The organism is Coprococcus sp. OM04-5BH, from assembly GCF_003482105.1.
Classification (GTDB): Bacteria; Bacillota; Clostridia; order Lachnospirales; family Lachnospiraceae; genus Coprococcus.
Window position 1 is genome coordinate 1 of record NZ_QULM01000007.1, and the last position, 22,361, is coordinate 22,361.

The following is a 22,361-nucleotide window of genomic DNA, read 5'->3' on the forward strand; positions in this document are numbered from 1 at the left end:
AGTTGTCTGTTGCTGTTGTAGTACCATCAGCTACTCTGTCACTTTCATTATAATTTCCTACTTCATCTGACTTGTATATACCAAGCTTCGCACCTGAAACCCTACTGTTATCTGTAAGATTCCTCTTGTCTATGGTTATATCCTTGTAGTCAAACTCATCCCTAACAACTGTGTTATATATATATACATGTGCTCCTGTTGCGTCTGTTCCTTCATTTGCTCCTGTGGTATATCCAATCCTTACAGTTGTAACAGTATCGCTTACCTTATAACCGGCAGGAGCACTGTACTCCTTAACATAATATGTCTTACCATAAACAAGATCATTAAATCTTGCTACTCCATCTTCACCAAGGGCACCTGTTTTTACTTCTGCAACTACATTTGTAAGATCCTGATCCTCATATAGCCTGAATATTGCTCCATTAAGAACAAAGCCCATCATATCATACTTTCTTATTATGATAGCACCCTTTTCCTGTGCATTGACCACAGTAAGTTCATCACCATTTACTGTTACAGCCCTGGCAAGAGTCTTGTCTGCTATTGTATCAGTATGTCCATATGAAGCATATACTTCATCAAACCGTTTTTCATATACTGTAGTATTATCAGGCACTCTGTATCCAGGCAATGCTGCTGTCTCTACAATGGTAACGGTATCACTGTCATTGTACAGCTTATTTCCTGCAGCATTACTTACAGGTATGTTATAGAAGTATACATATCCGCCAGTCTCTGAGGCTGCTGTAGCGACCTCAGCACCTGCTATTGTAAGCTTAAAGGTTGCTCCCAAAAGAGCATTTCCTAAATTATCAGTTTTCTTAAACTTAAGGCTTATATACTCAATAGGATATACAGTTGCTGTATCCTCAACCGAGATCTGCACCTCTGTCTTGCTGTTTATAACAACCTCTTTATATTCAGTGTTAAGATCATATCCGGTAGGTGCTGACTCTTCCTTCACATAGTATGTTCCATATGGAAGATCTGTAAATCTTGCAACACCATTTACTGTTGACGCTTTTACTGCCGTTCCGTTTACTGTATACGGAGCGTAAGAATCGCCATTCTTAACGTAAAGACCGAATACTGCTGTACCGGCTGTGATAACTGCCTGTGAATCTGCATCCTTCTTGGTAACCTCAATGCTTCCAAGAGAAATATCATCGTAAAGTACAAGTCCTGTATTGCCTGCTACTGCCTCAGCATTCTTCTTTCCCTCTGCTGTTGTAGTACCGCTTATAATCTCTACCTTACCATCTGTACCTACTCTGAATACTACGTTTGCTGCTGTTTCATAGCCATCAGGTGTAGTAACCTCCTTAAGTACATAACACTGGTCAAATACAAGATCTGAGCCACTTCCGGCTACACCTACTTTAAGCTTCCAGTTGTCTGTTGCTGTTGTAGTACCATCAGCTACTCTGTCACTTTCATTATAATTTCCTGCTTCATCTGACTTGTATATAGCAAGTCCCGCACCGGCTACTCTGCTGTCATCTGTCAGATTTCTCTTGTCTATGGTTATGTCCTTGTTATCAAACTTATCTGTAACATTTACTGTGTAAGTGTATACCCAGTTTCCATCTGCACCTGTGCCGTCCACATAACCGGTAGTAGTTCCTACAGTTATCTTTCTGACAGTGCTGTCAACCTTGTATCCTGCCGGAGCACTTTCCTCCTTGAGATAATAAGTCTTTCCATAAGTAAGTCCTGTAAATCTCGCAATTCCTGCTTCTCCAAGCCTACCTGTCGTTGCAACAGCAACCTCGTGGATAAGATCTGCATCGCTGTAGAGTCTGAATACCGCTCCGTCAAGAACAGCTCCCTTCTCATCCTTCTTGCTTACTACGATCTCACCCTGCATAAGAACATTCTCAACACTAAGAGCATTGCCACCGACAATAAGCTCAGCCGCTTCTGTCTTATCAGCTACTACGCCTTCATGATGGCTGTAATCCCTGTACAGATCTGCAAATGTTTCCTTGTACACATCCACCTCATCAGGAAGCTTATATCCTTCCGGTGCTGATGTCTCGGTTATCTTCACTTCATCTGTATCATTGTAAAGCTTATTCATATATTCATCTGTAACAGGTATGTTATAGAAGTATACATATCCGTCAGCCTCTGAAGCGGCTGTAGCAATCTCCGTTCCCGCTATTGTAAGCTTAAACTCTGCTCCCTTAAGAGCATTTCCTGCCTGATCTGTCTTCTTAAACTTGAAGCTTACATATCTGATAGGATATACCGTTGCTGTATCCTCAACCGAGATCTGCACTGCTGTCTCACTGTTTATTACAACCTCTGTATATTCAGTATTAAGATCATATCCGGCAGGAGCAAGCTCTTCCTTCACATAGTATGTTCCGTATGGAATGTCTGTGAAGCTTGCAACACCATCTACTGTTGAAGCTGTAACCGCTGTTCCGTTTACTGTATATGGAATATATACATCGCCACTCTTAGTATAAAGACCAAATACTGCTGTGCCATCTGTAATCACATTACCTGTGGTTGCGTCCTTCTTGGTTACCTGTAATGCACCCTTGTCAGGCTCTGTGTACGTAACTGTATTGGTGAACTTGACACTTCCCAGAGCAACTGATCCGGTTGTGGTAACCGCATAGTCGGCAACCGCGCTCTCCTCTACTGTATATACATAGAGGTTTCCATCATCATCATACTTTGGAAGCTCTGTGAATGATCCTGCCCATCCGTTAGCTGCATTAAGCTCCAGTGTCTTATATACAACTCCGTTCTGCTTAAGAACAATGTCAACGCTGTCAGGTCTGAGACCATACTTATCGTCATCATCATTCCATGCTTTTGATACAGCGATCTCACCTGCTACCGGCTTCTTTGTATTTGTAATTGTCACTGTACCGCTTACAACACCTACATCAGTACTGTAGCTTGTTGTGTAATTGCTGTCATTGAATCCTGTCTCTCTTATGAAGTAATAAAGCTTATTACCCGATCCATCTACAGACTCAAGATTTTCAAATGTATATGTCCAGTTATTATCAGCAGATAATGTGGCTGTTCCAACCTTATTGGCTTCTGTTACGTCATATCTGTCTGCATTAACGGACTTGTAGATATCTACTGTTACTGAAGATACCGGTGGGACTGTGATATTATTTCCTGCAGCATCTTTCCATTCCTTTACTACAGATATCTTTCTATTGGCTATCTCGTTGTCTACATATATATAGCCTGCGTTGGCATGTACTCTTGTGTACTTAACTCCGTTATCTGTGTATGGTCCTGTAGCATCTGTTACAAATCCAGGCTTAGGACCCACGTCAGGCTTTGTAGAGTCGGCCTCATATATAAGCACATATGTGTTCTCAGGGAGCTTATATCCGTCAGGAGCCTTTGTCTCCTTTAATCTGTAGTAATAATTAAAGTCAAGTCCTGAGATCTTAACAGTACCGTCTTCACCTGTAACAATAGTGCTGGTATCTGCAAGACTTGCCTCTGTCCATGTTCCATCTGCTGTATACTTCTCAAGAGCAAATTCCGCACCCTTAAGGAATACCAACCCATCGATACTGTCCTTCTTAACAAGAGTAAGGTTCACCTTGGTAACACCAAAACCTGCCGAAGAACCATCATCGCTGATAGAATAATTATCCTTTGTGTTCCATGCATCAGCAGTTGAACCTGCTATGTATGCTGAGTTCTTAACATCAAATGCTCTTGCTGTCAGCTTATCGAGATTGTAGTTAAGAGTATATGTATATTCGATAAGTAATGGTGTGCTGTCCGGAACAGTAAAGTTCAAGGTAGCCATCATTGTAGAATTAGAATCAGTAAATGCTGCACTGTACTTGCTTGGATCAAGTTCCTCTACAACACTTCCGCTCTCATCAAGTACGCTTATCTTAAGTGAACCCGGTTTAACAGTTATGCTGTCAATAAAGCTCTTGCCATCATTTGCCCTTGAGCTAGTATAATCAAAGGTATCTACTACATTTATTGTTCCTGTACTTCCAAGGGTTGCACCATCAGGGTTTACTGTAACCTTGTATGAAATCTCATTGTTCTTATCATCGTACTCACCATTTGTGGTTTTACTTATTCTCTGATTCTCAATATTAACCATTGCTGATGAATCTGATATTATTCCGCTTCCATCCTTTGCAACACAGGTGTTGTCGGCAACAAGAGAACCATTCTGCTCGATCTTTGTTGTATCATCAAGCTTAAGCCTGTACATAAGTACAACTGAAACATGACTTGTACCGTTGTAGAAATTATAAGCACTCTCAGGTATAGAAGCCGATATAACCCCGTTCAGACAGCCTACTGTCATTCCATAATCAAGAGGGTTCATTCCGTTGAAGGATGTCTGTATAGCTGAACCATATGGTTTGTATATAATACCTACGCTTACACCATTACTGCTCTTAAAGCCACTCTTTGTGAAGCTTGTATCAAGAATCATCCCCTCCGGTATCTTATCTGTTATATTTATTGTTCCTGATGCTACACAGTTAGGATCCACCACTACACGATACTCGAAATAGTTATCCTCACCGCTTTTATAAAGTGTATCATATCTTGTTACCGGATTACCATCCTTGTCAAGAACATACTTATCTACAATTGAACCAACCTCTGTCTTTGTACTGTCCGCATTGTCCTCCTGGGATATATTTCCACGGGTAAACTTGGCCTTGTTTCTTGCTGTTGATGTACCTGATTCATCACCAAAATCTGTAGTTGACTCATAGGTGATCTCAAGACCTGTTTCGGGAAGCACTGAATCACTGGTAAATTCAATCCTATATGCTGAGATAACACACTGACCGTAATTTCCTGCCATCTCACTATCAATCTGATCAAGAGTGATCCATCTCCAATCATCGCTTCCGTTCTTGCACAGTCTCACATATATCTTGTAACCACCTGCATATGAACCCAGTGAAATGTTCCTTGCCTGTTCGGCTGTCATATAATTTATCCTCTTGCCGCTCACATAAAGATCTGCGTCCGTAAGAGTATCCTCATATATATCCCCTGACTTTATGGTTCCGGATATTACTGTCTTCCATGAGTCAATATATAATCCATCAGAGCCTGTATAACCAAGGTTATCCTTGCTTACAAGCTTAGCTGCTATGTCATGGCTGGCACTGGCATCCTGTGTCTTACCACTTTTCTCAATGGTTGCCACATTCTTATATGTATCCTTTATGTTCTCCGGAATGTCAGTTGCGGTTCTGTATGTCACAACTATTGTCTGGCCGGGATCGTAAGCCACCCTTGTGCCATCTGCATCAATTATCACATAGGACTCGTTTCCGTCACCATCTGTCTCTGTGACAAATGACAATGGTAGCTTAAGACCTGATGCATCAAGAGCAGAATCATTTCTGTCATACTTAACTGATACGGTAACACCATCCATCGATTCTGTATTGCCGTTCTTAAAGAGTTCATCAGTAAGCTTGATATCCGCTATCTGTATGCCGTCAGCAGGTGTAAGTCTTATACTCCACTCAATATATTTCTCTCCGTTTTCAACAACTTCCTGCACATATTTCTTTGAAAATCCAGGGAAAGCTTCAGGACCTGTGTAGTTTGTACCCGGATTTGATGAGCTCTCGCTCTTCTCCAGGCCATTCTTTGCCTGGAACTTGTTTCCGTTCTGGAAATATCCCTTTGTATCTCCAGGTATATCAGTCTCCTCTACATCATAAGTAATGATATAGTATTCGTTGTCTCCAAGAGCAGGCAGCTCACCTGAAAGGACTGTGCTGTTGGCATCTGCATTGTCGCCTGTGCTTATTGTAAGGCCTGATGAATCCACAACATCCCCGGTATCATTCTTTGTAACCTTAAGACCTGTAATGTTTCTCTTGGCTCCCGGAATACCTGCACCTGTAAGAACGTCTGAAATCTTCAATGGATTTTCTGTTGCACTGTTCACAGACACTTTTATACTGTATGACCATGTAATCTTATTATTTTCCGGATCCTTAACTACAGCAGTGGCACTCTTTTCTACCTTAAGTCCGGAATTATCCTTCTGGGTATACTCCGTACTTCCGTCAGTAGTATCCTCACCTCTTGCCTTGCCACTGTTTGTGCTGACATTTACTGTGTTCTTATCACTTACATTTACTGTTCCCGTGCCTGCCTCTGACAGATCAAGAGTCACCTTATATGTAACAGTATACTTCTGCTTCGCTCCGATGGCAGGAAGTGTCGCCTTAAATCCTGTCTCCTTGTTGTCATATGATTTATTTGTGGTCACTACAATGTTTCCGGTATCTACTGAGGAATCTGAACATGTAATAGTAATGTCGGAAACTTCTGCATTATATCCGAATCCAAACCTGTCTTCGTATGATATAGCCTGTCCACCTGTACCAAAGTTACTGTCTATAATCTGTGTATATGTAAATGTAACCTTACCGTTATCATAGTCTATATCCTGTCCTGTTCTCTCCTTGGTTACAGATACATCCGGCTGCGGATCCGGTGTTATAATGATATCCTTCGTTCCGTTGCTGGTTCCAAGCTTGTTATCAATCTTGCCCTGATCGTCCGTCTTATCAAGGTTCATACGAACAAAGAACTTAAGATATCCTGTCATGTTCTGCTTGAAATCTCCGGCATCCGAATAATTATACAGAGCGTCTTTATCAAGCTTTATGTATATTCTTCTGTTCTTGATATCTATGAAATAATCTCCCACGTCTCCGGCTTCACCGTCTCCGAATACATCTCCGCTCGGCACATCTGAAGTACTTGGAATCTCCATGGTATCAGGGAGATCATATATAAGATAATCTATTTCTCCCTTGAGAGCCCTATCAAGGGTATCCACATCAAGAGAATAAAGGAAATGAAGATACAGATCCTTAGCTACAAGCTTTCCTGTAGAATCATATTCCGTACCCACTTTATCTGTGGTCTCTCCTGTGGTTTTCTCAAGGTTCACCTCTGTAATGAAATCATCAAGCTTCACCTCCGTACCCTGACCAACATCTCCAGGCAGTGAGCTTGCATACAAAGAAACACCCTCCGAACCAAAGTTTGCTTCTTCCTGTTTCTTCTGTTTTTTCTGTTTTGCAACAGCATCTCCCGATGTTGCTGCTACAACGTTAGTATAATCCGAATCAGAGAACGCACTCCAGAGGTTACTAGGTGTAACGATCGTCACTAACATTACTGCAGCCAGAAAAAATGCAATCAGCTTTTTAGTGTTTTTAGGCATCTTAAACTCCCCTTTCTATTTTTTCTTAATTTTATAGATCATAATCAAAAAACGGATAACAGTATCCGAATTTATATATTCGGACATAGCTATCCCTTTTTTACTTAATCTTCATGATATCATAGTATTTTTAAATTGTAAACAATTCATTAATAATCGGCATATAATCCGTTAAAATTTTTACACTTCAGCTTTCCTGTCCCTGGTTAAGAGCTGGAACATAGCGTCCTTTGCAGATTTTCCGTCAAACAACACTCCGTTTACTGCGTCAACGATAGGCATATCCACATTATATTTCTCTGCCAGGATCTTGGCAGCCTTTGCTGAATACACACCCTCAACTATCATCTTAACCTCTTCCATAGCCTCCTCATAGGTCTTGCCCTGACCTATAAGATATCCTGCATTACGGTTTCTGCTATGGCGTGAGGTACAGGTCACAATAAGATCTCCCATTCCTGATAGACCGGATAAGGTCTCGACCTTTGCACCCATGGCAAGTCCCAATCTCATGATCTCAGCCATTCCTCTGGTCATAAGTGCAGCCTTTGTATTGTCACCGCATCCAAGACCGTCAGACATTCCTGCTGCAAGTGCTATTACATTTTTAACTGAACCCCCAAGCTCTATGCCTGTTACATCTGTACTGGTATAAACCCTGAACCTTTCATTCATAAATGCATTCTGTATGATCTTAGCTGTCTCTATATTTCTTGCACCTGCAACCACTGTTGTAGGGATAAATCTTCCAACCTCTTCCGCATGACTCGGTCCTGAGAGCACCGCCACATTTGCAACAGGGATCTCTTCCTCGATAACCTCTACCAGAGCCTTGAGAGTCGCCTCTTCTATACCTTTACTTACATTTACTATAAGCTGGCCTTCCTTTATATAAGGAGCGATCTTTACTGCTGTTCCCCTTACAAACGGAGACGGAACAGCACACACTATCATTTCCTTATCAGTAACTGATGTCTCAAGATCAGTTGTGTATGCTATGGATGTATTTAATATGACACCCGGAAGCCTGTCCTTCTGTTCATGGAACTCCCTTAACATCTCTATTTCCTTCTGATCAATGGACCATATTGTCACTTCATGTCCGTTGTACGCCAGAAGATTTGCAAGGGCTGAGCCCCAGCTTCCGGCACCTAAAATACCTATCTTCATTATAAAACTCCTTTTCTGCCATTTACGTAGCAGGTCACTGAAAACTGTCAATCCGTTTTTTTGCTTTTATTTTTAAGCTTCCTTTTTATCTGAGCTAAAAGAAAGCTTGTTCTCTGTACCTGCTATAAGCCTCTTTATGTTGGCTCTATGGCGGAATATTGCAAGTCCTGCTATGACACCTGCCACAACAATACTCTCTATAAGCTTCGCTCTGTCAGCAAAATTGTAATCACCCATAATGGCGAATATCGTGTACAGGATAAAGAACCCTGACATTATAAGTATGGAACCAACAGATACATACTTTGTAACAGCAACACTTATAATGAATACTGCAAGAAGTATCACTATAAGTCTCCAGTCCCAGAGACCTATTATCATGCCTGATGTGGCTGCAATTCCCTTGCCGCCCTTGAACTGCATGTAGAATGGGAAGTTGTGTCCGAGAACCACTCCGAAGCCAATGTACAGTACAAAGAGATATTTGTTGTCTGACACTCCCGGAAGGTTGACCATATCAAGTATTATATGTGTAAGAGAACATGCCACAACGCCTTTTAACAGATCTCCCAGGAATACTATAAGTCCTGCTTTCTTTCCAAGAACTCTCAGTGCATTGGTGGTTCCTGAATTTCCACTTCCGTGCTGTCTTATATCTATTCCATGAAGTCTTCCATATATATATGCTGTCTGTATGATACCAAAGAGATATCCGCATACAAGGCAGACAAATCTTGCTAAAATAATCATTACTTTTCTTTCCTCTCCCTGATGATAAACCTAAGAGGTGTGCCCTTAAATCCAAAAGCCTCTCTGATGCGGTTTTCTATATATCTCGTATATGAGAAGTGCATAAGCTCCTTATCATTTACAAATATAACAAATGTAGGCGGTTTAACCGATACCTCCGTAATATAGAATAGCTTAAGCCTCTTACCCTTGTCAGAAGGTGGCTGCTGCATGGCAACTGCCTCTGCCATGATCTCATTAAGAACACCGGTTGCAACTCTTAATGAATGATTCTCTATTACTGCGTCTATTGTCTCAAACAGCTTCGGAAGCCTCTGTCCCGTCTTGGCTGACACAAAGAGCAACTCCGCATAAGGCATATAGGAAAGCTTGTTCCTTACCTCCTCGGCAAACTTGTTCATGGTCTTATCATTCTTCTCTATAGCATCCCACTTATTGACAACGATTATCATACCCTTGCCTCTCTCGTGGGCGATGCCTGCGATCTTGGTATCCTGGTCTGTTATTCCTTCAACCGCGTCAATTACCAGCACTGCCACGTTACATCTCTCTACAGCCGCAACAGTTCTGATAATACTGTATCTCTCTATATCTTCCTTTATCTTACTCTTTCTTCTGAGTCCCGCAGTATCTATGAATACATATTCTGTGCCGTTTCTCACGATCTGGGTATCTATTGCGTCCCTTGTGGTTCCCGCAATATCAGAAACGATAACCCTGTCCTCTCCAAGGAGCTTATTTATGATAGAAGATTTACCAACATTGGGCTTACCTATTATGGCTATTCTTGGTCTCTCGTCCTCAGTCTCATCCTTGGCACTTTCAGGGAAATACTTAACAACCTCATCAAGCATATCGCCTATTCCAAGTCTTGAGGCTCCTGACACTGGCTGAGGATCGCCCAGGCCCAGATTGTAGAACTCGTACACGTCATTCATGTATTTCTCAAAGCTGTCCACCTTATTTACAACAAGAACTATAGGCTTATGGGATTTTCTCAGCATATCGGCAACCTTGTTGTCATCATCCACAAGACCCTGTCTTACATCTGTCATGAAAATGATAACATCCGCTGTCTCTATGGCTATCTCTGCCTGTTCTCTCATACTCTTTAATATTATATCATCAGACTCCGGCTCTATACCTCCCGTGTCAATAAGGGTAAAGTTATAATCAAGCCAGGACACATCTGCATATATCCTGTCTCTTGTTACGCCGGGTGTATCTTTAACTATGGAAATCTTTTCTCCTGCCAGAGCATTGAACAATGTAGACTTTCCTACATTTGGTCTTCCCACTATGGCAACTATTGGTTTACTCATTATGAATTTCCTCCTATTGCACCGTTTACCAAATCTGCACCGTTAGATTTTACAATATATATTTCTACTTGTAAAGCTTCCCTTAATTCATCCAGTGTCATATCATCAAGGAATATCTCCTCATCACACTTAAGAGTATTCTCCGGAAGAAGAAGCCTGCTTCCAAGCTCCTTTCCCTGAAGCTGCTTCTTTATGTCCTGTCCCGTAAGAAGTCCTGTTACAGTTATCCTGTGTCCGAAGAAGTCATTGACTATCTTATACACATGAAGCTTTACATTCTTGAACTTTTTCTCAATTTCCTCTGCCAGCTTCTTTATGTGGTCGTATACCAGGACTCCGGTTACAATACTTGCAGTGTATTCCCTGTCATCTGCCGGGATCTCTCCAAGAGCCTCATAAAATTCATCGCAAAGAGACCTTACCATGCCGACACCATTTTCAATCTGTGTATACCCATCATAATTTTCAGCACCGGGCATAGGTCTGCCGGCATTTATATACCACTCATCACTGGCATGTACAAAATGTGTTCCAAACTTCTCGTATGCCTGCTTCTGAAAGCCCTCTATTATATCTATGACCTCTGCGGCGTCCCGGCTGTCAAAGGGCTCCAGCTTGAATAAGCCGTCACGGTAATCAGATATTCCTACGGGAACCACCGAAAGACTCTCCATAACCGGGGCAAATCCCATAAGATCACTTATGGAACGTCTCAGCTCATCACCGTCATTTATCCCCTTGCACAGAACTATCTGTCCATTCATAGGAATACCTGCATCATAGAACTTCTGCAGCCTGTCCATTATGGTTCCTGCGAACCTGTTCTTTAACATCTTACATCTGAGATCGGGATTGGTTGTATGGACCGACACATTAATAGGTGCCAGATGATATTTTATTATTCTGTCTACATCCTCATCCTTCATATTTGTAAGGGTAATATAATTCCCCTGAAGGAATGAAAGTCTTGAATCATCGTCCTTGAAATATATGGTATCTCGCATCCCCGGAGGGTTCTGGTCTATGAAGCAGAAGATACACTTGTTATAACAGGATCTGTAATCGTCCATAAGACTGTTCTCAAATTCTATGCCCAGATCCTCGTCATAATCCTTATCTATCTCAAGAAGCCATTCGTCACCATCCGGTTTCCTTACAAGCACCTCAATATATTCGTCTTCTATATAATATTGATAGTCAAATATATCTACTATCTTATTTCCGTTTATCTCAAGAATAACATCACCCGGTTCGATCTCCATTTCCTGGGCGATACTGTCCTCAAGCACTTTTTTTACTACATGCTCCTGCGTCTTCATCAAAAATTCTCCTAGTATCTGTACAGACCGTATCAATATAGCTCATTACATCCGGTTGCCAACACCATACAATCTTCACGATCGATCATATGGCATTATCATTTTGCCACTATTTCAGCATTATAACCGCTCCGAGATTTCCCCGCCTTCCGTGACTTGCTCTGTGGGAAAATAGAATCTCCGGATTACAACAGGTACAGATATCTGTAACATCTATATGCTCCGGAAGCACACCGTTGTCTACCAGATTGTAATAATTGGCAACGTGAAGGTCTAAAAGATATTTGCCATTTTCTTTTTTTGTTATCATGGTGTCATACTGTTCCGGTGTATAGGCTTTTTCAAATTCCTGTGCCACGTCCTCACTTACCTCATAGCATTTCCTGCAAATGGATGGACCTACGGCACATATAAGATCAGCCGGATCACAGCCGTACTCGGAATTAAGTGCCTTTATCATCTCCCTGCTTATCTTGGCAACTGTCCCTCTCCAGCCTGAATGGTTCATGGCAACCACCGCCTTTACCGGGTCGTAGTAATAAACCGGAACGCAATCTGCATAAAAGGTTATCAAAGGTATTCCCGGCACATCCGTCATAAGTCCGTCTATTCCCTTTATGTCAGATTCGCAGGTTATTCCCTTGCCTATATCTGCCTCTGTCACCTTGTGTATTCTGGTTTCATGAACCTGATCTGAAAATACCAGCTTTCTGTGATCATAGCCTATAGCTTCCGAAAGTCTCCTGTGGTTCTCCATAACAAGATCAGGATCATCTCCCCTGTGAAAGCTTAAGTTCATGGTCGAAAGATGTCCCTTGCTTACGCCGCCAATCCTTGTGGAAAAGCCATGTACAACCTGTGCCTCACTGAGGTTCTTAAAGGTTATATATGAAACTCCCTCATGCTCTCTTATATCTGTAGTGTTCCTGTTATGTGTGATCTTATTATATTCAATATACTTAATATCCATAATCTCTTACCTGTAGCCAAATGCATCCTTTACATGTCTGATACTTCCGTCTCCATACACTGCTATACAGTCGAATCTGCAGGGCTGCTGTTTTCCTCCGCATTTATATGTATAATAATACCCTGCGGCTCTGCATATATGCCTGATCTTCTCCGGAGTCACCGCCTCAAGGGGATCTCCGTAATGCAGGCTGCTCCTGTATTTCACCTCACAGAACACCAGTGTATTACTTTCCTTTTCCCTGGCTATTATATCTATCTCTCCCAGGCGGCAGTTAAAATTACGCTCCAATATTTCATAGCCTTTACCGCAGAGATACTCTGCCGCTATCTGTTCTTTTTCTCTCCCGATGGTTCTCTTGTTATCTATTGTTCTTCCTCCCGGATTCTTTATCCTGTCAAAATCCTTCTATACGAAATTTTTTATAAAGCTTCTTCTGTGGATCTCACATGGTCCCATGGTCTTAAGCGCCTCAATATGCTCCTTTGAACCATATCCCTTATTGGAAGCAAATCCATATCCCGGATACACACCGTCATATGCCACCATCATCCTGTCCCTTGTCACCTTAGCTATGATACTGGCGGCAGCAATGGACGCTGACAACGTATCTCCCTTTATTATTGGCACCTGCTTTATATCAACCCCCGGTATGGTAACCGCGTCATTAAGAAGAACCTGAGGTTTTACTGAAAGCTTTGATATGGCTATCCTCATGGCATGATAATCTGCCTGCAATATATTTATATCATCTATAACCTTCTCGTCTGCCATGCCAACTCCCACAGCCAGAGCCTTCTCCATGATCTCATCATAGAGCTTTTCTCTCATCTTCTCACTTAGCTGCTTGGAATCGTTAAGATACAATATATCACAATCCTCAGGAAGAATCACGGCAGCAGCCACAACAGGCCCTGCCAAAGGTCCTCTGCCCACTTCATCTATACCGCACACATTGCCCTCGCCTCTGTATTGACGCTCATAGTTGAACATACGGTACATTCTTGCAAGCTCCTTTTCGTGCTTTTCTATGTTTTTTTCCGCTGACTGGATGAGCTTTACAACTCCTGATCTGGTATCATCCTTATACTTTTCTATAATAGAACTATACTCATTGATATCTGCCTGTGCAAATTCCTTCTTTATATCCGAAATGCTCATTACATGCTTTCCTCTCGTGTACAAATCATAAGACATCATTACATAACTAAAACTAACCGGACTGAGAAGATCAGTCCGGTGTCTTATATCCCTTATTCAATCTTTCCGAAATCCTTTGAAAATCTGAACACTGCCTTGCCGATGATATCTCCGTCACTGATACAACCTATAACTCTGCTGTCACGGCTGTTATTTCTGTTATCTCCAAGAACAAAATAACAGTTTTCCGGCACAGTAATCTCTGTTGCGGCTATACCTCTTCTGGTCTCATCTATAAGTTCCTTACCATAGGTATCATCCTCCAGAGGTTCACCATTGATATATACAAGTCCATCCTCACCGATCCATACAGTCTCTCCCGGAAGACCGATAATACGCTTTATGTAGTACTTATCATCATCGTCCTTGGCAGGAAATACAACTATATCGTACCGCTCCGGCTCATCAAACAGATAGGTGAATTTGTTGATCCACAGGCTATCCCCATCTGTAAGGGTATCATTCATAGAATTTCCACTGACCTCTGTCCTCTGTCCCACAAATGTAAGTATAAGCCAGCACAACAACATTACTGCAAGAATATATACCAAAAGATTTACAAGTTCCTTAACGATATTTATATTCTCAGGCTTATTCTTCTCCTTGTTCCTGCGTTTTCTCTCCAGCTTTCTTCGCTGTCTGGCAGAAAGATATTCCTCGTCATCTTCTGTATCATCGTCATCGGAAGTCTCTTCATCAGAAGCCTCTTCTGTATCGGAAGTTTTTGCTGTATCAGGAGTCTTTTTTGTAGCAGCCGTCTTTTCTGCACCATCGACTGTAGGTTCTGTGCTGCCGTGACCATTTAAATCACCGTTTCCGTTCTCTGTGTCTCCGGCATCAGCTCCGCCTTCATCAGCTGATTCGGCGTCTGTATCCCGGTCACCAGCTCCTTCTGATGCTGTATCGTCTTCTTTATTTTCTTTGTTTTCTGCTTTTGCCTTCTTCTTTTCTGCCTTTAGTCTTGCCTTTTCACGTTTCTTCTCCAGCCTTGCCTTTTCTCTTTCAGTTGGAGCGTCCGGACTGAACAGCTCATCTAAGGCTTCCTGTCTCTGTTCTTCTTCGTTCATATATGTAAATACCCTTCATTGTTGATATATTATTCCTCAGGCTTCTCCAAGCTTATACGTCCAAGCTTTCCGCTGCGGAAATCTGTGATGACAATGGCTGCAGCCTTGTCCACATCCGGCTCGCCACCCTTTTTTATACATTGAAGCTTGTCTGCCACGTCGTATAACACAGAAACCACATCATCCTTCTCTTGAATATTATACCTTTCGGCAATAGTATTACAATAGTTTGTTTTTAAAAATTTCATAAACTCAAGGCACAGATCGGTGATACTCAGTATGTCATCATTAATAGATCCTATAAACGCAAGCCTCATTCCCACATTTCTGTCCTCGAACTTAGGCCACAGTATTCCCGGAGTATCAAGAAGCTCCACGTTCTTGCCAAGCTTTATCCACTGCTTTCCCTTGGTAACTCCAGGCTTATTTCCAACCTTTGTACAGGCTTTCTTAGCATAGCTGTTTATGAATGTAGACTTACCTACATTAGGTATTCCCACTATCATTGCCCTTATAGGTCTGTTGATGATACCTCTTTTTCTGTCTCTCTCTATCTTTTCCTTGCAGGCTGCACGAATAAGGTCATCTATATTCTTCATACCCGCACCGCTTCTGGCGTTTATCTCTTCTACATAGAAGCCCTTGTCTCTGTAGTACTCTGCCCATTTTTTTGTAACAGCTGGGTCAGCCAGATCAGTCTTGTTAAGAAGTACCAATCTGTACTTGTTCTTTGCCAGCTCATCTATATCCGGGTTCTTACTGGACATAGGAGTCCTGGCATCAAGTATCTCTACCACAATATCAATAAGCTTGATATTTTCCTGCATCATACGCTTTGCCTTTGTCATATGACCGGGATACCAGTTTATCTGTCCATTTAAGAAGCTCTTTTCATTTGTATTATTTGTTCCGCTGCTTTTTACATTCTTTTCCATAATGTAATATTCCTTATCTGTTTATTCTGCCAAGGAGCTCATTTTTCCTTACCTTGCCTACACTTACATAACGGGAGTCCTCGCTGTTATTTACATTGTCCCCAAGCAGGAAGTATTCATCATCTCCCAGGGTGACTCCGCTCTCAGCCATGCCCTTGGTAAATATATATGTGGTCACCGGGGAATCCTTTAATGGTTCTCCGTCAATAAGGACCTGTCCGTCATAGATCGTAACAGTCTCTCCCGGAAGTCCTACTATCCTCTTAATATCATAATACTCGTCATTTTCATCCATAAGACGATATGCTACTATGTCATAACGCTCCGGGCTCTTTATATTATAGATCCATTTATTTACGATAACCTTTTCTTCATTTGCAATGGTCGGCTTCATGGATGAACCAACCATATAGACTGTCTGGAACATAAATCCAACTATTATATATCCAATTACAACTGCGCCAAGAATAAGCACACACCATCCAAGCAGTGACTTAAGAATCTTCTTTTTGTTCCGGTTAAGACGATTCTGCCTGCGTTGTTCGCGTCTTATCCTGCGCATTCTGTCACGACGTTCACTCATTTTCTTCCTCTTCCTGATAATAATCAAAAATGACTGGAGGATAACTCCAGTCATTCTTTTGATTGTTATAGTACACCGTCAAATAATTATTTAACAAGCTCTTTAACCTTTGCTGCCTTACCAACTCTTGAACGTAAGTAGTAAATCTTAGCTCTTCTAACTTTACCTTTTCTTACAACTTCAATCTTCTCTACAAATGGAGAATGTACTGGCCAGGTCTTCTCAACACCAACACCGTTAGAAATCTTTCTAACTGTGAAAGTCTCTCTGTTGCTTCCACCCTGTCTCTTAATAACTGTTCCCTCAAAGAGCTGGATTCTTTCCTTGTTTCCCTCTTTGATTCTGTTGTATACCTTTACAGTATCACCTACTGAAAATGCATCAACGCTTTCCTTCATCTGTGAAGCTTCAAGATTCTTAATGTAATCCTTGTTCATCTTTCTGTGACCTCCTTATAATTTAGACGTTCTTACTACCATCCAGGTACAGAGGACCATCTCGTTTTTACACAGCTTAAATAGGATATCATAAAATATGCTCCGGTGCAAGCACTTTTTATGGCTTTTTATATGTGCGGAGGCTACTGTTTCTTCTTATAATAAATATACGAATAAAGGATCGGTAAAAGTGCCGGTACAAATGCAACCGTGATAAGCAGCCAGATATTAATCACCGGTGAAGCCGCCATCATCAGTATACCACCTATCACCATACACTTTCCACCAAATCTGTGAGTATGATACCAGTTATCCTCATCATCCAATGTCCATCTTACCCGAAAGCCCACTGTGTAATTCTGTTTGACCTTCGGTATATAATTGCCCAGTGCGATGTATAAAACGCCTATCATCAATGACATGATGAATCCTATATCTGTGGCATATCCCAATGAATACGCGAACATAAGGCTGCTGACCAGAAGAGATACAACAGGAAAGGTACCGAGTAAAACCGGATAGATTTTTTTATTTATATTCCTGTGTTTTGGATCAACACAGGTTGCCCCTACACAGATAAGCTGACACAGGAATATAAATCCTGGAATCCCGAATACTGCAAATGCCTTTGATGAATAGCCATCCGCCTGATTGTTGATATCAAAGTGTGTTGCCATGGTGTCCGGCAGTTTATTCCATAAAAGAAGTCCCACAATCATAGGAAGCAGGGTTACAACAGAAGTGACAATAATTAATTTTTTATTTTCTTTGATCATCGCTATCCTCTCCTTTCAGCTCACTGATCCACAACATGATCTCCTCAAGCACCGTTGTATTAAGTTCGTAATATATGTATTTGCCATCTCTTTTATCCCTTATCAGATCTGCGTCCTTAAGTACTGACAGGTGTCTTGATATGGCAGCCCCGGAAATTGAAAAATGCTCCGCAATATCCCCCGCCGCCATACTTGACTGCTTAAGCAGGTTAAGTATCTCTCGTCTCGTAGGATCGGCAAGTGCCCGGAGTGTGTCCTGCATACCCATGTTTGTCACATCCTTTCGGCTTTCATTTAACACTTAACTTAAATGTTAAATGTATTATAGCATAGTACCCTTAAAAGTCAAGATTTTTTATATACTTCTTAAAAATGCACCGCTATGCCATATTTTTTAATCCACCAAAAAGCACCTTTTCAGAATTATAAAATAATATGATAATAATAATGACAAACATAGCAGAAAAATTATAAAAAAATGAAAAACACCCAACATTTCCATGACGGATCTTGTCTTTATTATATGTAGAGACACTTACACTAATATTTCTAAGGAGAGAGAAAATACTATGACTTCTAATTTAAGCCATTATGTTGAGTTAGCAATGAAAGTTAAGCGGCGCCCAGTACCAGACAGTATTCCTCCATTATTTTAATGGATTTTCTGTATCGGAGATTGCCGAGATCATGGAATGTCCTGTAGGAACCATTACCTATCGTCTCAGCGTTGCCCGTGGCAAGATCAAGCAGGCAGTGAACAGATACGAGAATACCACCAACAAGAAGCTGTACTCATTTGCAGGGCTTCCGCTTCTTGCATGTATCTTCACCGAAGAGTTCAAGAGCCTTTACAACACCTCTCCTACCCCTGCAAATATTTTCAACTCCGTCTCTACAAATACCATCATCAAAGAAGCAGCAAAGAAAGGAGCAGTCGGTAGATAATGTAGATATCGATACCGGCAAAGTATTTATGAACTGCTATCTAAGCGATGTAAATTGGGGAAAGGAAAAAGATTTAACAGGACTTACCTTGTTTTCGCCGGATTGTACTCTGCCGATCGATCTGAAAAAGATAGATTGGTTTTCCCTGAAACGAAATGTCAAGGACTTTTTAGTACCCCTACCATTCATTGCATGAAAAAAGCCACTGTAGATTTCTCCACAATGGCTCCAAAGTCATTTTTTATTCACTTTTGATTACCGGCAAACTCGTGCCCAAACTGAAATTTGCAAGTGTCTATAATTTACAAATCATAATATATTCTTCATCATTTTCATCAATAATTTCAAATCCTATCTTCCTATACATACGGACAGCATAATTCATCTTTTGAACTGATAATGATGCTTGTTTATATCCTTCTAATTTTAGTTTTGTTAGCATCTGTTTCATTAATTCTGTTCCGATACCATAGTTTCTATACTCCTTAAGAAGTGAAATTGCAAAAGACGGTGTTTCATTATCTATATGACCATAATCATTCATAATCCGAACCCATACGGCACCAACAATTTTATCCCCAACTTGAGCAACCAAACATAAGTCTCCCTTATTCTTACCAAAGTCTTTTACATATACTTGCAAATCTGGTTGGTTAATAATATCTTTGGGCGGTGCAGAAACTCCTTCGGGAATAAAAATCGCCTCGTACAAAAAAGTATCTAATACCTTATTTCCATCTTGTTTTAATTCTCTTATTGAATAATTCATATAAACCTCCGATTTATTTTTATTTATAAATCAGTTGTCATTCCACACATAATGATTCCTCCGTTAAATTCAAATAAACGTGTGCCTTTATAGCTCGCCTCTCAAACATGCTTCTATATCAGATGCCGTGTATAACACATCCGTTACAATTACCCTTTCGTCACGGATTGTGTAAAACACTGAATAATTATCAACGAGCATTCTACGCAACTCCATTCTCTTTTCCGGCTCAGAATCCATAATCCTAAATCGTTCCGGGAAAGTGTCTAATGTAAGTATTTCATCAGCAATGCTGATTATATTGCCCCATTGCATTATCCGGAGCAAGCAAATCTATAGCAATATAATTGTATATATCTTCCATATCCTGCAAAGCTTCTTTTGTAATCTCTACCTTATATTGCTTCATTAATGCCTCTCTCTAAATGCCACAAACGCACTAGCTGCATCCTCAACATTTTCTTTCTCTATATCGGCATATCCTTTTTCTAACTTTTGATGAATCTGTGTAACAGACATCATATCTGCATTCACTGAATTAGCTGCTTTTGGTAATACAATAGAAAAGGGAATTCCTCCTACTAATGATATTTGTTTTAAATACATATCTATAGCAGTAGCCATTGGTATCCCTAATTGTGCCAATACACTTTCTGCATTTTCTTTTACATCTGGATTTACTCTTATATTTAATGTTGCTGTTTTTCCCATAGAATACACCTCCATCTTTCTTTTATTGTAACGTCTTTTGCGTTACAAGTCGATCTATGAAATATATTTTCGATGCGATAGCTTCACATTGTTTTGATTAACCACTGCATATCTGAGCGTTGTATCTATTTGCTCATTTTTCTGTTACTTTAATGAAATTACTAAATCCACCATTCAGGAGTTATCTCACCTAACTTTACGGTACGACCCGTGGAATAATCAAGCATTATTTCAATATCGTGATATTTCCCTGCCATAATTTGAACCATAAGTTCACGGCAAGCACCACATGGAGCACCATTTGAGCCATCAGGTAGAATACAAAGAACCTTGTCTATTTCGTGTTCACCATTGGTAATCATATTAAAAATAGCATTTCTTTCCGCACAAATACCAAGTGTCGAGTTTGTATCGATACAAACACCCGTGTATATCTTTCCCGATTTTGAAAGAATTGCAGCTGATACTTCCCCGCAAGTAACATACTCTGATATTCTCCGCTCACTCAAAACCGCTTTAGCAGCCTCATACATTTCTGTCCATATTTTTTCCATAAGTACCTCCTCATCAACTTCAAATTCAGCAATTCTGCAACTATAAATCTTCTGTTGCTTTCAATCTCTCCGTAAGACTGAAAGTTTACTTTCCCTATTTCTATTATTTAGTAAAATTCAATAATTCTTGAACCTTTTCTCGATATTCTTGGTTGTGATCTAACCATATTTCTGTATGTTCACTATCAGTTACCGTCCAAATCATTTTAATTTCTTCATTTTGTATTGAATCATATATTTCTTGTCCCATAAACTGTGGGGTTAATGTATCTGCTTCACTGTTTATTACCAAAACCGGAATTTCAATATCTGCAATTTTGTCACATACATTTGCATCATCATAACTAAATCCCAATTTCATTTTGTTGATAATGTTGCCACAGAATGTCATGTAAGATATAGGCAATCCAATATCCATCTTTCTCATTTCTTCTTCTACCATCCATTTCATATCACTAACCGGACAATCTAGAATCAGAAAATCCACTTTGTTTTCAACATCCTTATCTCCCATTGCTAATCCTGCAGTTGCTCCACCAAACGATGTACCCCATATTCCTATCACTTGCTCCGGTGCATGGCTATAGACATAATCAATGTAATCAATCAAATCATATTTTTCCCAGTATCCAAATGTAGTATATTGAGCTGTATTTTCGTTGCTACTTCTCTGGTCATAAGTCAATACATTATATCCTTTCTGCAAAAACATTTCTGCTAAAGGATAATTGGTATAACGATTTCCACCAAGACCATGCACTAAAATAACTGTTGGATTATTCTTATCTCCTTCTTCACCAAGAGCATATATGTAATCTGCCGGTATCATATGTTCATCAAAAGTTGAAGTGATTTCAACTTTTTCTATAGTATATGTACTGCAGAAAACATCATAATCCATATTATATTTTTCCCAAAAACTATCTTTCACTTTTGAAGTATCTTCACAAGTAACCAATTGAGTAGACCCCATGAAAACTTGCGTCCCTATAAAATAGGACATTCCCACAAACAAAAGTAAAATAACTATAACTATTATCAACAATATTTTTGTCCATTTCTTCATTGTTTTCTCCTAAAAATTCAAATTTTCGCTTTCATCGAACACACCGATCATATCACGAAATATACAATTTTTCTACATGCTTTCTTACCTATGCAGTATGTTGCATTCCCCTGACATCATTCTCAATCAGTCTCTTTATCTTGTCCTTCATGGTTTCCTTTGCATCCTCATTGAAATGCACTCTCACAACATACATTGTGCCACCTATCTGCTTCCTGAGTGCTACCGGTGTGTGTGATTTTGTATTCTCCTTTTTTGTTTTTCCGGTCATTTCTGCCTCATAGAACAATCCACTTATTTTTCCTATCTCCACATTATGAAAATAACGGCACTGTGTATTGCTTTTGCAACATACAATGCCGTTATTTTTAAGCTTGCCAAAATATTAATACTGCAAACGCCTTCTACGTTCGCAGGGCGTCTGCGTGCTTCATAAGGATTCCTCCCACCTTCGGTGGGTCCCTCCTTATGTTTTTCAAAGGTAGCAAACGCCTATCGGCGTTCGCGTAGGTCGCAAGGTATCCTCCCAACTTCGTTGGGTCCCTCCTTA

At 40.5% G+C, this 22,361-nt stretch carries 21 protein-coding genes and 1 pseudogene; 1 reads left to right on the plus strand and 21 read right to left on the minus strand.

Annotation, left to right across the window (positions count from 1 at the left end; all coding sequences use genetic code 11):
- The 14 genes from DXB54_RS11005 to DXB54_RS11070 all read right to left on the minus strand — a co-directional run.
- A partial coding sequence (locus DXB54_RS11005) for a SpaA isopeptide-forming pilin-related protein (RefSeq protein ID WP_118695212.1) occupies positions 1–7,237 on the minus strand: 7,237 nt, incomplete at its 3' end.
- A 180-nt stretch (positions 7,238–7,417) separates the two neighbouring features.
- Positions 7,418–8,410 carry an NAD(P)H-dependent glycerol-3-phosphate dehydrogenase gene (locus DXB54_RS11010; RefSeq protein ID WP_118695249.1) on the minus strand — a complete coding sequence of 331 codons (993 nt, stop codon included), beginning with the start codon at positions 8,408–8,410 and terminating at the stop codon, positions 7,418–7,420.
- 69 nt (positions 8,411–8,479) lie between these two features.
- On the minus strand, positions 8,480–9,157 hold the full coding sequence (gene plsY / locus DXB54_RS11015; RefSeq protein ID WP_021938300.1) for a glycerol-3-phosphate 1-O-acyltransferase PlsY: 678 nt from the start codon (positions 9,155–9,157) through the stop codon (positions 8,480–8,482).
- Complete coding sequence (gene der, locus DXB54_RS11020) at positions 9,157–10,479, minus strand: ribosome biogenesis GTPase Der (RefSeq protein ID WP_021938301.1); 1,323 nt, start codon at positions 10,477–10,479, stop codon at positions 9,157–9,159. Before der ends, plsY begins: the two co-directional genes overlap by 1 nt.
- Positions 10,479–11,798: a DUF512 domain-containing protein gene (locus DXB54_RS11025; RefSeq protein WP_118695213.1), complete on the minus strand. Its 1,320-nt coding sequence runs from the start codon at positions 11,796–11,798 to the stop codon at positions 10,479–10,481. Before DXB54_RS11025 ends, der begins: the two co-directional genes overlap by 1 nt.
- 109 nt (positions 11,799–11,907) lie before the next feature.
- Complete coding sequence (gene pgeF, locus DXB54_RS11030; RefSeq protein WP_118695214.1) at positions 11,908–12,768, minus strand: peptidoglycan editing factor PgeF; 861 nt, start codon at positions 12,766–12,768, stop codon at positions 11,908–11,910.
- A gap of 6 nt (positions 12,769–12,774) precedes the next feature.
- Positions 12,775–13,161: a YraN family protein gene (locus DXB54_RS11035; RefSeq protein WP_330426398.1), complete on the minus strand. Its 387-nt coding sequence runs from the start codon at positions 13,159–13,161 to the stop codon at positions 12,775–12,777.
- A 15-nt stretch (positions 13,162–13,176) separates the two neighbouring features.
- Entirely contained in the window at positions 13,177–13,929 is a 753-nt protein-coding gene (locus DXB54_RS11040; protein ID WP_118695216.1) for a ribonuclease HII, read from the minus strand.
- Positions 13,930–14,021: 92 nt separating this feature from the next.
- Entirely contained in the window at positions 14,022–15,035 is a 1,014-nt protein-coding gene (gene lepB / locus DXB54_RS11045) for a signal peptidase I (RefSeq protein ID WP_118695217.1), read from the minus strand.
- Between the two features lie 29 nt (positions 15,036–15,064).
- Positions 15,065–15,970, minus strand: coding sequence for a ribosome biogenesis GTPase YlqF (ylqF, locus tag DXB54_RS11050; RefSeq protein ID WP_021938307.1), 906 nt, complete (start codon positions 15,968–15,970; stop codon positions 15,065–15,067).
- Positions 15,971–15,983: 13 nt separating this feature from the next.
- A complete protein-coding gene (gene lepB / locus DXB54_RS11055; RefSeq protein WP_021938308.1) occupies positions 15,984–16,553 on the minus strand; it encodes a signal peptidase I in 570 nt (189 codons plus the stop codon).
- Between the two features lie 86 nt (positions 16,554–16,639).
- Positions 16,640–16,990 carry a 50S ribosomal protein L19 gene (rplS, locus tag DXB54_RS11060; RefSeq protein WP_021938309.1) on the minus strand — a complete coding sequence of 117 codons (351 nt, stop codon included), beginning with the start codon at positions 16,988–16,990 and terminating at the stop codon, positions 16,640–16,642.
- Positions 16,991–17,133: 143 nt separating this feature from the next.
- Positions 17,134–17,766: an SdpI family protein gene (locus DXB54_RS11065; RefSeq protein WP_118695218.1), complete on the minus strand. Its 633-nt coding sequence runs from the start codon at positions 17,764–17,766 to the stop codon at positions 17,134–17,136.
- Positions 17,750–18,034 carry an autorepressor SdpR family transcription factor gene (locus DXB54_RS11070; protein ID WP_118695219.1) on the minus strand — a complete coding sequence of 95 codons (285 nt, stop codon included), beginning with the start codon at positions 18,032–18,034 and terminating at the stop codon, positions 17,750–17,752. The genes DXB54_RS11065 and DXB54_RS11070 overlap by 17 nt, the downstream gene beginning before the upstream one ends.
- 359 nt (positions 18,035–18,393) lie before the next feature.
- Here DXB54_RS11070 and DXB54_RS11075 point away from each other — a divergent pair.
- Positions 18,394–18,711: pseudogene (locus DXB54_RS11075) on the plus strand (RNA polymerase sigma factor); the annotation flags it as partial.
- Positions 18,712–19,006: 295 nt separating this feature from the next.
- Here DXB54_RS11075 and DXB54_RS11080 read toward each other — a convergent pair.
- From DXB54_RS11080 to DXB54_RS11110, 7 genes are all read right to left on the minus strand, one after another.
- Positions 19,007–19,480 carry a GNAT family N-acetyltransferase gene (locus tag DXB54_RS11080; protein WP_008402207.1) on the minus strand — a complete coding sequence of 158 codons (474 nt, stop codon included), beginning with the start codon at positions 19,478–19,480 and terminating at the stop codon, positions 19,007–19,009.
- Positions 19,481–19,567: 87 nt separating this feature from the next.
- Positions 19,568–19,795, minus strand: coding sequence for a type II toxin-antitoxin system RelE/ParE family toxin (locus DXB54_RS12350; RefSeq protein ID WP_442872138.1), 228 nt, complete (start codon positions 19,793–19,795; stop codon positions 19,568–19,570).
- Positions 19,764–19,889 carry a hypothetical protein gene (locus tag DXB54_RS12420; RefSeq protein ID WP_330426396.1) on the minus strand — a complete coding sequence of 42 codons (126 nt, stop codon included), beginning with the start codon at positions 19,887–19,889 and terminating at the stop codon, positions 19,764–19,766. The genes DXB54_RS12350 and DXB54_RS12420 overlap by 32 nt, the downstream gene beginning before the upstream one ends.
- Complete coding sequence (locus DXB54_RS11090; protein ID WP_199708760.1) at positions 19,889–20,191, minus strand: type II toxin-antitoxin system RelB/DinJ family antitoxin; 303 nt, start codon at positions 20,189–20,191, stop codon at positions 19,889–19,891. Before DXB54_RS11090 ends, DXB54_RS12420 begins: the two co-directional genes overlap by 1 nt.
- A gap of 161 nt (positions 20,192–20,352) precedes the next feature.
- Complete coding sequence (locus tag DXB54_RS11100; protein WP_118695221.1) at positions 20,353–20,745, minus strand: cytidine deaminase family protein; 393 nt, start codon at positions 20,743–20,745, stop codon at positions 20,353–20,355.
- A 103-nt stretch (positions 20,746–20,848) separates the two neighbouring features.
- Positions 20,849–21,811, minus strand: a complete 963-nt coding sequence (locus tag DXB54_RS11105; protein WP_021937634.1) for an alpha/beta hydrolase — start codon at positions 21,809–21,811, stop codon at positions 20,849–20,851.
- Between the two features lie 88 nt (positions 21,812–21,899).
- A complete protein-coding gene (locus tag DXB54_RS11110) occupies positions 21,900–22,082 on the minus strand; it encodes a transposon-encoded TnpW family protein (RefSeq protein ID WP_118695250.1) in 183 nt (60 codons plus the stop codon).
- Positions 22,083–22,361 lie beyond the last annotated feature (279 nt).

Excerpts from the sequence above, each read along its gene's own strand:
- der (WP_021938301.1), bottom strand. The coding sequence starts at position 10,479 with ATGAGTAAACCAATAGTTGCCATAGTGGGAAGACCAAATGTAGGAAAG.
- DXB54_RS11025 (WP_118695213.1), bottom strand. The coding sequence starts at position 11,798 with ATGAAGACGCAGGAGCATGTAGTAAAAAAAGTGCTTGAGGACAGTATC.
- DXB54_RS11090 (WP_199708760.1), bottom strand. The coding sequence starts at position 20,191 with ATGGGAAAAACAGCAACATTAAATATAAGAGTAAATCCAGATGTAAAA.
- DXB54_RS11040 (WP_118695216.1), bottom strand. The coding sequence starts at position 13,929 with ATGAGCATTTCGGATATAAAGAAGGAATTTGCACAGGCAGATATCAAT.
- DXB54_RS11080 (WP_008402207.1), bottom strand. The coding sequence starts at position 19,480 with ATGAATTATTCAATAAGAGAATTAAAACAAGATGGAAATAAGGTATTA.
- lepB (WP_021938308.1), bottom strand. The coding sequence starts at position 16,553 with ATGAGTGAACGTCGTGACAGAATGCGCAGGATAAGACGCGAACAACGC.
- DXB54_RS11105 (WP_021937634.1), bottom strand. The coding sequence starts at position 21,811 with ATGAAGAAATGGACAAAAATATTGTTGATAATAGTTATAGTTATTTTA.
- DXB54_RS11070 (WP_118695219.1), bottom strand. The coding sequence starts at position 18,034 with ATGGGTATGCAGGACACACTCCGGGCACTTGCCGATCCTACGAGACGA.
- lepB (WP_118695217.1), bottom strand. The coding sequence starts at position 15,035 with ATGAACGAAGAAGAACAGAGACAGGAAGCCTTAGATGAGCTGTTCAGT.
- plsY (WP_021938300.1), bottom strand. The coding sequence starts at position 9,157 with ATGATTATTTTAGCAAGATTTGTCTGCCTTGTATGCGGATATCTCTTT.
- ylqF (WP_021938307.1), bottom strand. The coding sequence starts at position 15,970 with ATGGAAAAGAATGTAAAAAGCAGCGGAACAAATAATACAAATGAAAAG.
- DXB54_RS11065 (WP_118695218.1), bottom strand. The coding sequence starts at position 17,766 with ATGATCAAAGAAAATAAAAAATTAATTATTGTCACTTCTGTTGTAACC.
- DXB54_RS12420 (WP_330426396.1), bottom strand. The coding sequence starts at position 19,889 with ATGAAGCAATATAAGGTAGAGATTACAAAAGAAGCTTTGCAGGATATG.
- pgeF (WP_118695214.1), bottom strand. The coding sequence starts at position 12,768 with ATGGATATTAAGTATATTGAATATAATAAGATCACACATAACAGGAAC.
- DXB54_RS12350 (WP_442872138.1), bottom strand. The coding sequence starts at position 19,795 with ATGCAATGGGGCAATATAATCAGCATTGCTGATGAAATACTTACATTA.
- DXB54_RS11100 (WP_118695221.1), bottom strand. The coding sequence starts at position 20,745 with ATGGAAAAAATATGGACAGAAATGTATGAGGCTGCTAAAGCGGTTTTG.
- DXB54_RS11110 (WP_118695250.1), bottom strand. The coding sequence starts at position 22,082 with ATGACCGGAAAAACAAAAAAGGAGAATACAAAATCACACACACCGGTA.
- rplS (WP_021938309.1), bottom strand. The coding sequence starts at position 16,990 with ATGAACAAGGATTACATTAAGAATCTTGAAGCTTCACAGATGAAGGAA.